Raw genomic sequence first — 16,275 nt, 5'->3', positions numbered from 1 at the left:
ATGCTCCTGGGGTGGGCTTGACCCTATAGTAACCCCAGGGTGTGCAATACGCCCCATGGACAAGAAAATCATCGCGATTCAGCCGTCGGCGCATCGGCACGGGGACGGCTGCTGCCACGATCATGCACACGAGCATTCGGAAGGGCATGCGCATGGCCACGCTCACGGGCACGATCATAGCCACGGGCACGGTCATGGCCATGGGAACGGGCATGACCACGACCACGGCCATGATCACGAACACGCGCATGCGCACGGTGCGGACTGCTGCCAGGGCGCCCCGGCGCAGGCGGCTGGGGCCGCGTCGGCCCTGGACGTTCCCGCCGGCATGACGCTCACCCGCATGCGCATCGGCCAGATGGATTGCCCGACCGAAGAAGCGCTGTTGCGCAAGAAGCTCGGCACCCTGCCCGGCGTGGGCGACCTGCACTTCGACCTGATGCGCCGCGTACTGTCCGTGGTCCACGACGAAGGCGGCCAGGAACAGGTATTGGCCGGCGTGCGCGCCGTCGGCATGACGCCGGAAGTCCTGGCCGGCCAGGCGCCCGTGTCGGCGCCTCCCGCCGAAAAGCCGCGCTGGAAGCTGCTGGCGCTGGCTGGCGTCCTGGCCGCGCTGGCCGAGATCGCGCACTTCGCCGGCTTGCCGGCGATGGCCTCGGCGGCGCTGGCGATCGCCTCCGTCCTGGCCTGCGGCCTGAACACCTACCGCAAGGGCTGGATCGCGGTGCGCAACGGCAACCTGAACATCAATGCGCTGATGAGCATCGCCGTCACCGGCGCTGCGGTGATCGGCCAATGGCCCGAAGCCGCCATGGTGATGTTCCTGTTCAACGTCGCGGAACAGATCGAAGCGCGTTCGCTGGACCGCGCGCGCAACGCGGTGCGCGGCCTGCTCGACCTGACGCCGCCCAACGCCACGCGGCGGCAGGCCGATGGCACATGGAGCGAAGTCCCCGCCGCCGAACTCATCGCGGGCGACGTCGTGCGCGTGCGTCCCGGCGAACGCATCGCCGCGGATGGTGTGGTCGTGAACGGACGGTCCTCAGTCGACCAATCGGCCATCACGGGCGAAAGCATGCCGGCCGACAAGACGGCGGGCGACCAGGTCTACGCCGCCACCGTCAATGCCGAAGGCTCTTTCGAATACCGCGTGACCGCGGCGGCCCAGGACACCACCCTGGCGCGCATCATCCACGCGGTGGAACAGGCCGCGGCGTCGCGCGCGCCGATGCAGCGGTTCATCGACCGGTTCTCCCGCATCTATACCCCCACCGTCGTCATCATCGCCATCCTCGCGGCCTGCGTGCCGCCGCTGTTGTGGGCACAGCCCTGGGCCGAAGCCGTGTATCGCGCCCTGGCCCTGCTGATCATCGCCTGCCCCTGCGCCCTGGTCATCTCCACGCCGGTCAGCATCGTCAGCGGGCTGACCGCGGCGTCGCGGCGCGGCATCCTGGTCAAGGGCGGCGTCTATCTGGAAAACGGCCGCAAGCTGCGCTGGGTGGCCTTCGACAAGACGGGCACGCTGACGCATGGCAAGCCCGTGCTGACCGAGCTGCGCGGCATCGATGGCAAGGACGTGGACGCGGGCCTGGCCGCCAGCCTGGCCGCGCGCTCGGACCATCCCGTTTCGCGGGCCATCGCGGCGGGTCATGGCGGCGGCGCGCTGCGGCAGGTGGAAGACTTCACCGCCCTGCCCGGCCGTGGCGTGCGCGGCAGCATCGACGGCACGCTGTATCACCTGGGCAATCGCCGCTTGATGCGGGAACAGGGATGGGACACGCCGGCGGTGACGGCGGCGCTGGATGCCCTGGAAGCCCAGGGCAAGACCGCCGTCGTGCTGTGCGACGCCGGCGGCGCCATCGCGGTGGCGGCCGTTGCCGATACGGTCCGTGGCGAAAGCCGCGCGGCCATCGACCAGCTGCATGCGCAGGGCGTGCGTACCTTGATGTTGAGCGGCGACAACGCGGCGGCCGTGCGCGCCATCGCCGGCGAGCTGGGCATCAGCGACGCCCGCGGCGATCAGTTGCCCGAGGACAAGCTGGCCGCGCTGGAAAGCCATATGCGCGATGGCCTGGTCGGCATGGTGGGCGACGGCATCAACGACGCGCCTGCCCTGGCGCGGGCGGATATCGGCTTCGCCATGGGCGCGGCGGGCACCGGCACGGCCATCGAAACCGCGGACGTGGCCTTGATGGATGACGATCCGCGCAAGATCGCCGAGTTCGTCGCCTTGTCGCGCGCCACGCATCGCGTGCTGGTGCAGAACATCGTGCTGGCCCTGGGCATCAAGGCGGTGTTCCTGGTCCTGGCGCTGTCGGGCCTGGCCACGCTGTGGATGGCGGTGTTCGCCGACGTCGGCACCAGCCTGCTGGTGGTGGCCAATGGCCTGCGGCTGCTGAAACCGCGGATCGACGGACAGGGCGCGACGCGCCGTGGGCACGCGGGCGGCATGCCGCCCGCGGCCATGGCCACCCGCGGCCGCTAGCCAGCCGGGGTATCCTGCGTCATCGGCACGGCCTGCTCCAACGCCCGGCCCAGCGCGGCGGCGCCCGGGCCGTCGAACAGGCCGTTCGCCAGGCGCAGTATCCGCCCCGCAGTCTCTTCCCCTACCGACGCCGTGCCCAACGACATGTACTTGCGTTCGATCTCCGCGCGCGGCATGGGGTTCTCGGGCATGCCGAGCGAATAATCCACGCGCTGCGTCAGGGCGCGCCCATCGCGCAGATGCAGGGTGACGCGGCCGCCGTAGATCTCGGGATAGGCGCGATCGATCTCCGGGTCGATCTCGATGTCGACGCGTTGGGACAGGGCGACGACGCGCGGCTCGACGATGCGCGCGGGCGTGAACTGCTCCAGATAGGCCTGTCCGTCCATCAGCGCGACGGCGATGTTGTAGCGCAGGCTCATCTGCGCATTGAGCACCGAATCTGCGCGATACTCGAAACCGGTCTGCGTGTTCACCACCGACGGGATACCGGCCACGATACGCTCGATATCCTCCAGGTCGATGCGATGTTCGCGCATCAGTGCCAGGGCCGCGTCCACGCAGGCGTGGTTGCTGCCGCAGCAGGAATGCGGCTTGAAGCAGGTGACGTCCGTATGCCAGGTCGTGCCCAGGCCCTGCGTGATCATGCCGGGCCGCGGGCTGTCGGACATTACGAACAGGAAACTGCCGTCCTCGGCCTCCAGGATGTAGCGCGGCCCGGCAAAACCACGCGCGGCCAGGAGCGCGGCGGTGACGCCGGCTTCCGCCGACCGTCCGGGATGCATGCGCTTGCTCATGCCCCCATCGGCGGTGAAGGCCCACAGGCCGGCCGATTGCGTGCCCGCCAGGCCCAGCGCGCTGGCCGTGGTGGAGGCGTCCAGGCCCAGGATGACGCTGGCCGCCGCGGCGGCGGCGAAGGTGCCCGTGGTGCCGGTCAGGTGCCAGCCGCGCATGCGGGTGCGCCCGGGATTGGCGGCCTGGCTGACGCGGTTCATGGTTTCGTAGCCGGCTGCCATGGCGGTCATCAGCGTGGCGCCGTCCACGCCTTCGCGCTCGCCCAGCGCCAGCACCACGGGCAGTACGACGGCGCCGGGATGGATCTTGGCGCGGCTATGGTCATCGAAGTCGAAGCTGTGTATGGCGGTGCCCGCCGCCAGCGCACTGTTGCCCACGCTCACGCGCGCCTGGCCGCCCCACAACGCCGCTTCCGCCGGCCCCTGGCGATCGAGCGCGTATTCCCGCATGATGCGGCCCCAGGGTGTGGCAAGGCCATACAGGGCGCAGCCCAGGCCGTCGACCAGCGCCTTTTCCAGGACCTCGCGTGTCGCCGCCGGCACCGCGGCAGGCGTCAGTCCGGCGATGAATTCCGCCAGCGCCATCGTGATGCCACGGTGTTCGCCCGCCAGTGCTTTCCAAGATTTGAGATCGTTCACGGTTGCCTCCCTGGATGCCGTCAGTCGGCCCTGGCGCCGGATGCCCGCGCCACGTCACCCCACCGCACCAGTTCCGTCTGCATGAACTTGGCGAATGCCTCGGGCGACGATTGCGTGTAGGGCTCGATACCCAGCTTTTCCAGGCTGGCCTTGACGTCGGGCGACTGCACCGTCTGCACGAGCGCGTGGTACAGCTTGTCGACGATGGGCTTGGGGGTCTTGGCCGGCGCCATGACGGCGAACCAGTTGAAGGCCAGCACGCTGGGCAGTCCCCCTTCCGCCGACGTGGGAACGTCTTTCATGACGTCGGCGCGATGGGTGTTGGTGACGGCGATGGCGCGCAGCTTGCCTTCGTTCACCATGGTGTACAGGGCCGGCAGATCGACGATGATGCCGTCGACATGGCCGCCCACGGCATCGGTGATGGCCGGGCCGGCGCCCTTGTACGGTACGTGCACGATACGGCCCTTGGATGCGATCTTCAGCAGTTCGATCGCCAGGTGCGGCAGTCCGCCATTGCCCGAGGACGAGAACGTCACGTCGCGCGTCTTGGACAAGGCCACCAGCTCCTGCAGGGTCTTCGCGGGCACCTTGGGATTGACGGCGATCAGCTCGGGCGTCTGCGCGACCGTGGTGATGCCCACCAGATCCTTCAGCGGATCGAAGGGCATATTGCTGTAGGTATGCGGGCTGATGGCCAGCGGGCTGGCGCTGCCCAGGGTGATGGTGTAGCCGTCCGGCGCCGCGCGCGCGACGTAATCGGTGCCGATGATGGCGTTGGCGCCGGGGCGGTTTTCGACCACCACGCTGGCGCCGATGAACTCGCTGAGCTTGGGCGCCAGGATGCGGGCCACGATATCGTTGGAGCCGCCGGGCGGAAAGCCGACGACCAGGTGGATGGGCCGCGACGGGTACTTATCCTGCGCGAGCGCGGGCACGGCGGCCAGCGCCAGGGCTGCCGTGGCGAACAGGCCGGCCAGGGGCTTCAGGGATTGCGGCATATCGGTCTCCTTTGGTTGGCTGCGCGGGCGGGCCGGATCGCGTGCCGCGGGCCGGCGCCGCGCCGCGCGGCTTGTTTTTGTATTCCCGCACCCGCGCGTCAGCGCGCCGGCGCCAGCAGGCGCATCAAGGCGCCCACGTCGGCGCAGGCCTCGATGTTGGCCACCTGCTCGGCCACCCGCGCCGCGCGTTCGGCGCCCAGCACGGGCGAGGCCAGGCTGTCGAACTTGGCGCGCAGTTCGTCGTCGGACATCGGGTTCTGGATCGATCCCTTGGGATAATCCACTTGCGAACGGTAGCTCGCGCCGTCATCCATTTCCATCGTCATCAGGCATGACACGCCGCGCGGCAGGCTCTCGTCCACCGTGATCTCCACCATCTCCGACAGCTTCTTCAGCATGGGTTCCTTCAGGCGCGCGTTGTTGTACTGCGGAAACAGGGCCTGGCCGTCGGTCAGGGCCACGGCCACCGAGTAAGGCAGGCTGACCTGGGCTTCGTGATAAGTCGTGGGATGGGCGTTCTGGTGGTACAGCGCCCAGTCCGGATGGCGGGCCATGCGGATGCGCTTGATGCGCTGCAGATCGGGCTGGTGCTTGCGTCGGATCTCCAGCGCGCAATCGATGGCGTTGTGGATGGGCCGCGCGCAGGAATACGGCTTGAATTCGATGTCGAGCTGATAGGGTTGGTCCAGATCCTGGACCAGCTGCGCGGGATCGTTGCTGTCCGTGAAGGCCTTCAGGAAGCCGCGCTCGCCTTCGAAGATCGTGGCCGCCCCGGTGAAGCCCAGCTGCGCCATCAACGACGACGTCACGCCGCTGCGCGACGCGGGGCCGGGATTGAAGCGCTTCTGCATGGACGGGCCGTACATTTCCATCAGGCCGCCGGACTGCGCGCCGGCCAGGCCCAGGGCCGATACCATCTGCTCGGCCGACAATCCCAGCAGGCAGGCCGACGCCACCGTGGCGCCGAAAATGCCGCAGGTGGGCGTGGTGTGATAACCGCGGTTGCGCAGCGAGTTGTTGGCCGCCTTGCTGACCCGTTCCATCATTTCGCAGCCGGCGGCCAGGGCCGCCAGCAGCGATTTCCCATCGGCCTTCTGCCGCTCGGCCGTGGCCAGCGCGGCGGAATACACCGGCGGGCTGAAGTGAAAGAGCGCGAGCACGTCGATATCGTCGAGCTCCACGCTGTGCGATGAAATGGCATTGGCAAGCGCCGCCTGCATGGCCGGCACGCGCGTGCCTTCGCCGATCAGCGTGGCTTCTTCGTGGCCGCCGCTGGACTGCGCGAAACGGCGGGCGACTTCCCCGCTGCCGGTCTGGCTGCCCGCCACCGCCACGCCCAGGTAGTCCAGCAGCAGCCGCTTGACGGCCTTGCGCTTGGCGTCGGGGAGCTCTTTCCCGGCCAAGGCGGTGAAGTGGTCGGCGAGTTGTTCGGAAAGCGTCTGGGGCATGATGGTCCTGGATCTCTGTTGTTGAACGATGGGTATGGGAAGGAATGCATGCGTCCTGGCGTCACGCGGCCGACGTGCCGGGCTTGGCCAGCATGGCGATCAATGGGCTCAGGTCTTCCATGGTGTCCAGCGTGTCGCACATGCGCACGACCGCGTCGACGTCCGCGGGGGCAAGGCAGGACTCGACCACGTTGCGGAATTTGAATTCCACGTCCTGCGGCTGCAGCGGGTTTTCCGGGCTGCCGCGGCGATTGAGCACCTGCTGGGTCAGCGTGCGGCCGTCCCGGGTGCGCACGCTGACATTGGCGGCGTGGCGGAATGCCGGCCCCATGGCGTTGATCGCTTCATCCGATCGCGCATGAATGCGCTTGATGAAGTCCAGCAGCCGCGGATCCGCTAGCCTGTCCTGGCGATACTGGTTGACGAAAGCCATGCCGTCATGGGCGATGGCCGCCAGGCCGTAGTACAGGTTCATCTGCGCCGCCGTCACGCCCTGCGCCTTGTAGTCCCAGGCGCAGTGCACGAAAGTCATTTCGCTGACGCCCACGTCCAGCGCCTCGATGTCGTCGGGAGACAGACGATGTTCCTGCATGATCCGCGCCAGGCCATCCAGGGCGGAATGGATGCTGGTGACGCTGGCGTGCGGCTTGTAGCCCACCTTGGCGGTCTCCCATACGCTGCCCAGGCCGTCCGTCAGGCGCGCGGCATTGGGCGAATCCGAATAGGCCACCAGGTAGCCGCCATAGCTGGCTTCCAGCGCGTCGGTAATCCCGGTGAAGTCGCGCGCCGCGAGTTGCGCCGAGTACACGCCGCTCTGCGCCGCCCGGCCGGCATGGAAGCGCTTGACCATCGCGCCTTCCTGCGCCGCCATCAGGCCGCCGGCCTGCGAGCCGACGATGCCCAGGGCATGCTGCATGCGCGTGGCGTCCAGCCCCAGGCTCTTGCCCGCGCAGGCGGCGCCGACGAAGACGCCGGACGATCCCTGGGGATGGAAGCCGCGGAAGAACAGGCCCATGGTCGCCGCATTGCCGACGCGGATGCCGATCTCATAGCCGGTGGCCATGGCGGTGATCAGGTCGCGGCCCGTCCAGCCGCCGTCGCGTTCCGCGTAGGCGATGGCGATCGGCAGCGCGATGGAGCCGGGATGCAGAATCGATTCCTTGTGGATATCGTCCAGCTCGAAAGCATGCCCGGCGGTGGCGTTGACCAGCACGGCATTGGCCACCGAACTGCGCTGTCCCGTGCCCATCACCGACGCCGCCGGCGCGGCGCCCTCTTCCCGAACCATGTCGGCGACTTTACGCGTCCACGGCAAGGTGGCGCCATACAGGCAGCAGGCGATGCTGTCCAAGGCGCTGGTCTTGATGCGCTGGATCACGTCGTCCGGCAGGTCCTCGTAGCGGACAGAAGCGGCAAATGCCGCCAGGTCCCGTGTCGCGTTCGCCAGCAAGGGCGGTTTCGAACTGCTCATGGATGCGTACTCCTGCTTGTTAATCGATGCGTGTGCCCGACGCCGCGATGGCCTTGGACCAGCTGGCTGCCTGCTGGTCCAGGAAGACCTTGGTCTGCGCGGGGCCTTCGTTGATGATGCTGACGCCGGCATTGCGCAGCTTCTGCTGCAGGTCCGGAGACTTAAGGGCCTCGTCGAATTTCCGCGCCAGCGTGTCGACGACGGCGTCCGGCAGCTTGGCCGGACCCAGCAGCATGTACCAGGTCGTCACGGAATAACCCTTGACGCCCTCTTCCGCGAACGTCGGGATGTCGGGCGCGATGGGCGACCGTTTGGCGCCGGTCTGCCCCAGCGCGCGCAGGCGGTTGTCGCGGATGTACGGCATGCTTTCCGATATCGGCAGCATGGTCACGTCGACGCGCTTGCCCAGCATATCGGCCATGGCGGCGCCGCCGCCCTTGTAGGGCACGTGCAGGTATTGCAGGCCGGCCATGGATTTCAGTACTTCCATCGCCAGGTGCGACGAACTGCCGTTGCCGGAACTGGCGAAGCGCACGGCGTCGGGCTTCCCCTTGCCCGCCGCGGCCAGGTCGTTGATGTCGTGGATGGGCAGGTCGGGCCGCGTCATCAGGACCAGCGGCGCTTCGCCTACCAGCATGATCGGCTTGAAATCGCTCAGCTTGTATTCCACCTTGCGGTACAGGCTGGGGTTGATGGCGATGCCGGGCGTGCTGAACAGCAGCGTATAACCGTCCGGCGCGGCGGACGCGGTCGCATCGAAGGCCAGGTTGCCGCCCGCGCCGGGACGGTTCTCGACGACGAAACTGAAGCCCGACATCTCGCCGACCTTCTGCGTGACCAGGCGAGCGACGATATCGGCGCTGCCGCCGGCGGGAAAGGCCACCAGCGTGCGTATCGGCCGCGACGGATAGGTATCGGCATGGGCGCCGGGCGCCATGGCGCCGGCCAGCACGGCAAGGGCCGCCAGTGTCTTTATCGGTGTCATTGTTGTCTCCTCGATGGTTCTTTGTTGTTTCGCGCGCAGCGGGCGCCGTGCGTACGCGACTATTCGGATGGCGCCGCGTCCAGCCGCACGGCGATGCCGTCCAGCTCGGGCGATACCGCGGGATAGCGCCGCATCACCAGCGGATCGTGGCCGGGTACGATGTGCGCCCGCGAGTCGGCCAGGCGCTCCAGCGTGTCGTAGCCTTCGACGGCCTGGCCGACGTGGAAGACCGTCGTGAATACCCGGCGCTTTTCGAAATGCTCGTAGTAGTGGCTGGTGTCGGAAGCCAGCACTACCCAGCCGCGCCGCGTGTGCACGCGCACGCATTGCAGTCCGTGGGTATGGCCGCCGATGTGATGCACGCTCAGTCCGGGCGCCAGTTCCGCATCGCCGGCGTGGAAGACCACGCGGTCCTTGTAGACCATGCGCACCATGCCGGTGACCTCGTCGACTTCATAGCCGTGATTGAACTGGCGGTGGCGCATGTGGCGGCCGGTGGCGTAGGCCATCTCCGCATCCTGCAGATGGAAGCGCGCCGACGCGAACGTATCGAAGGTGCCGACGTGGTCGTAATGCAGGTGCGTGATGACGACGTCGCGCACCTGAGTCGCATCCACGCCCAGCATCGCCAGGCCTTCGGCCGGCGTACGCAGCAGCTGGCGCCCGCGTTTGGCCGCGACTTCGGCGCCGAAACCGGTGTCGACGACGAACTCGCGGCCGTCGCCGCGCACCAGCCACACGTAATAGTCCATGGGCATGGGCGCGTCGTGCGGATCGCCGCCGACGAAGTTGTTCTGCCGCCGGCCATCGCGGGTGGCGTAGCGGATGGCGTAGACCTCGTAGTCGGGCAGGCTCGCGGGGCTTTCGGATCGCGTGGTGGTCATGGCTGTGCGGCGTTCATGTGGAAGAAACGGAGTGATCGGCATCCGACCCGAGCGGAGCAGCCAGCGGGGCGGCCAGCAAGGCAGCCAGCGTCACGGGGGCCGTACCGGCGTCGATGGACAGCACGGCGTCGCGGATGCGAGCACTGCCGGAACCGAAGATGGGCGCGGCCATCGTCTCGAATTTGCGCGCGATGTCGTCGCGGGACATCGGGTTTTCGGGTTCGCCCCTGGCCTGATCCAGCGCATGGCGCAGTTCGCGGCCGTCCGCCAGGGTAATGGTGACCAGCGCCGGACGGCGCTCCGGATAGCCGGCGTCCAGCGCCGGGTCGGCGGTGACCGTCGTCCGGGCCATCAAGCGCCGCACCCGTTCATCGGCGAGCATCGCGCCGGTGTAGCGGACAGGCGTCGCGTCGCCTGTCACCAGCATGACGGCGATGGAGAACGCGATGGAGAACTGCGCCTGGTCGGCGTCCTTCGGGGGCTCGATCGCGGCCGCCCGCGTGACGGTATCGACCCTGACGTCGATGCGCGCGACCCGCGACGGATCGACGCCGTGCATGGCGGCGGCGGCCGCGTCGACAGGTGCGTGATTGCCACGGCAGCCGCCGTGGGCCTTCAGGTAGGTTTCGTCGATGCTCCAGCGCTCACCCAATCCGCGCGCGGCCATCGCGGCGGACTGCGCTGCCGCCGTCGCCGCGGCCGTACCGGAAGCCGCGCCGGCGGCGCTTGGACCGCCTGCCCCGGCGGCCGCTGCCATATCGGCGCCGAAGGCCGGCAGGAAGCCGGTCTCGAAAATATCCGCAGCGCCGGTCGCGCCCTGCGCGGCATACAGCGCCGCCAGCAGGCCGCCTTCGCTGCTGCGGCCGACCTGCAGCGGCTGGCTGTCGGCGCTTTTGAGCGCCGCCTTCAGCCCCGCCCCATGGCTGCAGGCGATGGCGACGGCGTGCGTCGCCTGTTCCGCGGACAGCGCCAGCAAGGTCGCCACCGCAGCGGCGGTGGCGGGCGCGGCCAGGATCGCTGTGCTCTGGAAGCCCCGCCGGACCGTGGCCGGATAGATCGCGCGCCCCAGCCGCAGGAATACCTCGTAGCCATTGGCGATGGCGGCCACCAGCACGCGGCCGCTGGCGCCGCGCGCGGCGGCCAGGGTCAGCGCCGCGGGAATCACGGCGGACGACGGGTGCCCGCCGGTATAGCGCGAGCCGTCTTCGAAATATGTCGAATGCGACACCGCGCTGTTGACGATCACCGCGTCGCGCAGCGAACGCCGCTGGGGCGTACCCCAGATCGCGCACACGCCGGGGTCCGCCAGCAGGCGCATCGGTCCATCATGGTTGCCGGCCAGCACACCCGCGCAGGACGCGGCCAACAGGTCCAGCATGCGCAGCTTGACCGCGTCCGCCACGTGCGTGGGCAGCTCGTCGTAGCGCGTACGCGCGACGAAGCCGCCGAGCCGGCTCGCCAAGGTTTCGGTAGTCTCCAGGCCCATGACGCTTTCCTCAGTCCATCTTCAGGCCGATGGACTGGATGACGCCGCGCCATTTTTCCACCTCCGCGCGGACCTTGGCGTTGGCGTCGGCGGAGCTGTCGCCGATGACCTCTGCGCCCTGCTCGGCAAAGAACGCCTGGATCTCGGGCGATTTCAGCGCCGCCACGACGTCGGCATTGAGCTTGGCGACGACCGCGGGCGGCGTTCCCGCCGGCGCGAACAGGCCATACCAGGTGTCGGCCTCATAGCCCTTCAGCCCGCTTTCCGACAGCGTCGGAATGTCGCGCAGCATGGCCGGGCGCGTCGCGCTGGTCGAGGCCAGGCCGACCAGCTTGCCGGACTTGATGTAAGGCAGCACCACGGGCGCGTTGGCGATCATCATCTGCACCTGGCCGCCCAGCAGGTCGGTCATCGCCGGCCCGCTGCCCTTGTATGGGACGTGGGTGATGGACACCCCCGCCATGTTCTTGAAGATCTCCGCCGCAAGATGCGGGGGCGTGCCATTGCCCGGCGACGCGTAGTTCAGCGTGCCCGGCCTGGCCTTGGCCATGGCGATCAACTCCTGCACGGAGCGCGCGGGCACGCCGGGATTCAGCACCAGCACATTCGGCGTGTTCGCCACCATCGTGATGGCGGTGAAATCGCGCGTGGCGTCATAGGACAGGTTGCGATACAGGCTCTGGTTGATCGCGTGCGTGCCGACCGTGCCCAGCACGATGGTGTAGCCATCGGCCGGCGCGCGCGCGGCGGCATCGGTGCCGATATTGCCACCCGCGCCGGCGCGGTTTTCGATGATCACCGGCTGCTTCCACTTCTCGCCCAGCTTCTGCGCCAGCGGCCGCGCCAGGATGTCGGTGCCGCCCCCCGGGGGAAAGGGCACGATCAGCTTGACGGGCCGATCGGGGAAATTCGCCGCGCCGTCCGCCTTGCCCGCCGGGCTCCCAGGCGCGCCATCGGGCGATGCCCCCAAGGCGCCGGCCGACATCGCCAGCACGGCAGCCGCCACTACCGCCCGCGCGGCGGGCAGCGCCGTCGCGATATTCATCAGCTTCTTCATCGTTGTCTCCCCCTTGTGGTTGTGGTTCGTGTTTTCCGCTCGTCCACGCTCAAGGCGACCATCCAGGCATCGCGCAGCGCCGCCAGGAAATCGCCCGGCGCATTGCAATCGCCGATACGCGCGTAGGGAATGCCGCTGGCTTCAACCGCCGGCAGCACGTCCAGATTCGGGCGCGGGCCAGTGGCGAACACCAGCATGTCGCCCGCGGGTATGGTGCGCGGCGCTTCGTCCGCCACCTGGATATCCAGGGAAACGCCGTGCGCCTTGAGGACGCGGCAACGCGTCAACAGCGCCACGCCGTCGGCGGCCAGCCGCTCCACCAGTTCGAACTTGTTGTTGCGCGCCATTCCATTGGCGATGGCCGGCTGGATCTCCAGCACGGTGACCCGCGCGCCCCGCACCCGCAGCGCGTCCGCGGTTTCCGCGCCCACCATGCCGCCTCCCACGATCGTGATGCGCGCGCCGGCGGGCAAGGCGTCCAGGTCCGCCAGCACGTCCCAGGCGTGCCTGACCTGCACGGAGGGCGCCAGCCCGCCGACGTCCATGGGCGGCGGCGCCGGACGCGACCCCGTGGCGACGACGATGTAATCGGGCGCATGGTCGCGGATGGCCTGTTCGTCGGCGGAGACACCCAGCCTTACCGCGATCCCCATGCGCTGCACCGTCCGCCACCGATAGCTCCAGACCGGTTCGACCTCGTGCTTGTCCGGCGACGCGGTGGCCAGCGGCATCTGGCCGCCGGGATACTCGCGGCTTTCCCAGATTTCCACTTCGTGGCCGCGGCCCTTCAACACCCGCGCCGCCTCGATGCCCGCCACGCCCGCGCCCAGCACCAGCACGCGCGCACGCGGCCCCGCCGGCGGCGCGAACAGTTGCGGCTCAGCGTATTCCAGGCGCTCGAACTCCGTTCCCATCATGGGGTTCTGCACACAGGCGACGTCTTTCTCCAGCGTCAGCCTTTCGAAGCAGACGTTGCAGGCGATACAGGCACGGATGGGCGCATCGACCTGGCCGAAGGCCTTGGCGGCCCAGTGCGGGTCCGCATACAGCGCGCGGCCGATGGAAACGAAGTCCGCCGCGCCGCTGGCCAGGACCTGTTCCGCGTCCTCCGGCTGCACCATGCGGCCCGCCACGAATACCGGTATCCCCACGGCCTGCTTGATGGGCCGCGCCGTATCGGCCAGGCAGCCGCGCGGAAACGACGGCGGCTGGATACAGAACTTGGACAGCTGGGGGCTTTCGTTGCTGCCGCCGGACAGGTCGATGGCGTCCGCGCCGGCGCCCTGCACGGCCCGCGCCAGCGCGATGATCTCGTCCTGTCCGTAGCCGCCTTCGGCGAATTCGCTGGCGCTCAGGCGGATGACCAGCCGCAGCTCGGGCAGCGCGTCGCGCACGCGGCCCATCGTTTCCAGCAGGAAGCGCATGCGGTTCTCGATGGATCCGCCGTAGGCGTCGTCGCGATGGTTGATGCGCGGGCTGAAGAACTGCTGGAACAGATAGCCGTTCGCGGCATGGATTTCCACGCCGTCATAGCCGGCCAGCCACAGCCGCCGCGCGGCGGCCACGAACAAGTTCTGGATCTCCGCGATCTCGGCCACGGCCAGCGGGCGCACGGTGTCGCCCGTGTTGGGATTGGCCCACGGCGACGGCCCGACGGGCTCCATGTTCAGCACGGAACGCCGCAGCAGCGCGCCGCGATGGTTCAGTTGGCCGAACACCGCGCAGTCATGGCGCTTGATCGCCTCGACGATGCTGGCCAGGCCGGGAATGAACCGGTCGTGATAACAGCACAGGGAATTGTTGTGCGGACGCGCCTGCTCGGTCACGACCATGGCCTCGGTCATGATCATGCCCACGCCGCCGCGCGCACGCTCTTCGTAGTACTGCTTGTCGCGCTCCGTCGACAGGCCGTCGGTGGTGCTGTAATTGGTGCCCATGGGCGCCATCACCACGCGATTCTTCAGGCGCAGGCCCCCTATCAGCCCAGGCTGTTGCAGCAGCATCGGCGAGTCTCCTTTTCTTCTTCGACTATTCGGCGGTCGGGTTCGCGTCCAGCCTGACGGCGATGCCCTCCAGTCCGGGTCCGGCGCCGGGATAGCGCCGCATGACCAGCGGGTCATGGCCCGGCACCACGTGTTCGGGCGAGGCCGCCAGCGTCTTCAGGCGGCGATACCCCTGCAGCACGTCGCCGACGTTGAACACCAGCGGAAACACGCGATCCTGTTCGAAGTGCTCGTAGTAATGGCTGGCATCCGACGCCAGCACCACCCAGCCGCGCGACGTGTGCACGCGCACCGCCTGCAGGCCGTCGGTGTGCCCGCCGATCCGGTGCACGCTGACGCCCGGCGCGATGGCGTCGTCGCCGTCGTGAAAGACCACGCGATCGCCGTAGACCAGGCGCACCATCGCGCAGACGTGATCGGGTTCGTAGGCGCGGTTCGACATGCCGCAGCACATATGCCTGCCCGTGGCGAACGCCATCTCGCCATCCTGGAGATGGAATCGGGCATTGGGATAGTCGCCCAGCGTGCCGGCATGGTCGTTGTGCAGGTGGGTGATGACGATGTCGCCAACGTCCGCCGCCTGTATGCCCAGCAGCTCCAGCGCCGCGGCGGGATGGCGCAACAAGGTGCGATGCCGCTTGTCCGCCATGTCCTGGGCAAAGCCGGTATCCACCAGCACCACGCGGCTCGCATCGCGTATGACCCACACGTAGTAGTCCATGGGCATCGGCGCGTCGTGCGGATCGCCGCCCAGGAAATTCGCGGCCCGGTGCGCCGGGCGCGTCGCGTATCTGACGGCGTATACCTGGTAGCGAGGCAGCTCGTCCGAGGGCGCGGAAAGCGCCTGCCCGGACGCGGCAACGTGGCTGGCGGTGTGGGGCTGCGGCATCTGAAGCTTGTCTCCTTGGCGGCGCATCGCGGCCGCCGTCGGCCCGTGGCGGCCGCGGCGTCGATGGATGCGCTCTTGTGATGTCGAGCAGTCTAATTTCCGCTCTCAGATCGATCAATTAGGTAGAATTACAAACACTCATGAACTGCATTCAACAATCAGCGCTGACCGCGAGACACCATGGAAAACCTCAACGCTCTGCGTGTCTTCGCCAAGGTTGCCGAAACGCGCAGCTTCACCGACGCCGCCAAACACCTGGGCCTGACTTCCTCGGCGGTCAGCAAGGCCATCACGCGCCTGGAACAGGAGCTGGGCTTGCGGCTGCTGCATCGGACCACGCGGTCGGTGGGACTGACCAATGACGGCGCGAGCTTTTTCGAGCGCTGCCAGCAGATCCTGGCGGACGTGCAGGACGCCGAGAACGCGCTGAATCGCTCCCGCGCGGCGCCCCACGGCCGCCTGCGCGTGCACATGCCCGTGGGCTTCGGACGCCGCGTGATCGTGCCGCACCTGAGCGGCTTCATCGAACGCTTTCCCGACCTGGTGGTGGATGCGGAACTCAGCGACCGCATGGTGGACCTGGCCTACGAGGGCATCGACGTGGCCGTGCACATCGGTGAGCTGGCCGACGCTCGGCTCATCGCGCGTCGCCTGTGCAACCTGCGCTTCGTCGCCTGCGCGGCGCCCGAATACCTGGCGCGCCACGGCGAGCCCGCGACGATCGAAGAGCTGGACCGCCATCATTGCCTGGCCTACGTCCTGATGCACACCGGACGCTACCGCGAGTGGCAGTTCGTCAAGGACGGCCGCACCTTCGGCAAGACGGTGTCCGGCCGCCTGAACATCAACAATGCCGAATCGCTGCTGGAGGCTGCCACCGCCGGCCTGGGCGTGGCGATGATCAGCAACTTCATCGCGGCCGATGCCTTGCGCGAAGGCCGCCTGCGGACCATCCTGACCGACTACGTCGCCCTGGGCCCGCAGGTGTCGGCGGTGTATCTGCCCAGCAAGAACCTGTCTCCCAAGGTGCGCGCCTTTGTCGACTTCCTCACGGACCTGATCGAAAGCAATCCCCACTGGGACGAAGCCGGCGGCGACCTGCCCTACCGGCAGGCCACATAGCTCGCTATACT

At 68.3% G+C, this 16,275-nt stretch carries 12 protein-coding genes; 2 read left to right on the top strand and 10 right to left on the bottom strand.

Annotated features, from left to right (window positions below; all coding sequences use genetic code 11):
- The first annotated feature begins 55 nt into the window (after positions 1 to 55).
- Complete coding sequence (locus CAL26_RS11485; RefSeq protein WP_094847072.1) at positions 56 to 2,485, top strand: heavy metal translocating P-type ATPase; 2,430 nt, start codon at positions 56 to 58, stop codon at positions 2,483 to 2,485.
- Here the strand turns inward: CAL26_RS11485 and CAL26_RS11480 are convergent.
- The 10 genes from CAL26_RS11480 to CAL26_RS11435 all read right to left on the bottom strand — a co-directional run bounded on the left by CAL26_RS11480 (position 2,482) and on the right by CAL26_RS11435 (position 15,142).
- On the bottom strand, positions 2,482 to 3,918 hold the full coding sequence (locus tag CAL26_RS11480; RefSeq protein WP_143277415.1) for an MmgE/PrpD family protein: 1,437 nt from the start codon (positions 3,916 to 3,918) through the stop codon (positions 2,482 to 2,484). The two genes, CAL26_RS11485 and CAL26_RS11480, sit on opposite strands and share 4 nt — an antisense overlap.
- Positions 3,919 to 3,938: 20 nt before the next feature.
- The gene (locus CAL26_RS11475) at positions 3,939 to 4,919 is read right to left on the bottom strand and encodes a Bug family tripartite tricarboxylate transporter substrate binding protein (protein WP_094847070.1); all 981 of its coding nucleotides are present in this window, start codon (positions 4,917 to 4,919) and stop codon (positions 3,939 to 3,941) included.
- A gap of 98 nt (positions 4,920 to 5,017) precedes the next feature.
- Complete coding sequence (locus CAL26_RS11470; RefSeq protein ID WP_094847069.1) at positions 5,018 to 6,367, bottom strand: MmgE/PrpD family protein; 1,350 nt, start codon at positions 6,365 to 6,367, stop codon at positions 5,018 to 5,020.
- A 61-nt stretch (positions 6,368 to 6,428) separates the two neighbouring features.
- Entirely contained in the window at positions 6,429 to 7,838 is a 1,410-nt protein-coding gene (locus CAL26_RS11465) for an MmgE/PrpD family protein (RefSeq protein WP_179283342.1), read from the bottom strand.
- Between the two features lie 19 nt (positions 7,839 to 7,857).
- Complete coding sequence (locus CAL26_RS11460) at positions 7,858 to 8,823, bottom strand: Bug family tripartite tricarboxylate transporter substrate binding protein (RefSeq protein WP_094847067.1); 966 nt, start codon at positions 8,821 to 8,823, stop codon at positions 7,858 to 7,860.
- A gap of 59 nt (positions 8,824 to 8,882) precedes the next feature.
- The gene (locus CAL26_RS11455) at positions 8,883 to 9,707 is read right to left on the bottom strand and encodes an N-acyl homoserine lactonase family protein (protein WP_094847066.1); all 825 of its coding nucleotides are present in this window, start codon (positions 9,705 to 9,707) and stop codon (positions 8,883 to 8,885) included.
- Between the two features lie 13 nt (positions 9,708 to 9,720).
- Positions 9,721 to 11,193: an MmgE/PrpD family protein gene (locus CAL26_RS11450; protein ID WP_094847065.1), complete on the bottom strand. Its 1,473-nt coding sequence runs from the start codon at positions 11,191 to 11,193 to the stop codon at positions 9,721 to 9,723.
- 10 nt (positions 11,194 to 11,203) lie between these two features.
- Entirely contained in the window at positions 11,204 to 12,250 is a 1,047-nt protein-coding gene (locus tag CAL26_RS11445; protein WP_256988347.1) for a tripartite tricarboxylate transporter substrate binding protein, read from the bottom strand.
- On the bottom strand, positions 12,247 to 14,253 hold the full coding sequence (locus CAL26_RS11440; protein ID WP_179283341.1) for an NAD(P)/FAD-dependent oxidoreductase: 2,007 nt from the start codon (positions 14,251 to 14,253) through the stop codon (positions 12,247 to 12,249). The genes CAL26_RS11445 and CAL26_RS11440 overlap by 4 nt, the downstream gene beginning before the upstream one ends.
- A gap of 25 nt (positions 14,254 to 14,278) precedes the next feature.
- A complete protein-coding gene (locus CAL26_RS11435) occupies positions 14,279 to 15,142 on the bottom strand; it encodes an N-acyl homoserine lactonase family protein (RefSeq protein WP_094847063.1) in 864 nt (287 codons plus the stop codon).
- Positions 15,143 to 15,322: 180 nt separating this feature from the next.
- On the opposite strand from CAL26_RS11435, the gene CAL26_RS11430 reads away from it, so the two are divergent.
- The gene (locus CAL26_RS11430) at positions 15,323 to 16,264 is read left to right on the top strand and encodes a LysR family transcriptional regulator (protein WP_094847062.1); all 942 of its coding nucleotides are present in this window, start codon (positions 15,323 to 15,325) and stop codon (positions 16,262 to 16,264) included.
- Positions 16,265 to 16,275: the final 11 nt, after the last annotated feature.

The organism is Bordetella genomosp. 9 (assembly GCF_002261425.1).
GTDB lineage: Bacteria > Pseudomonadota > Gammaproteobacteria > Burkholderiales > Burkholderiaceae_B > Bordetella_C.
Note: the sequence above shows the minus strand (reverse complement) of the source record. Positions and strands in the feature narration are given on the sequence as shown.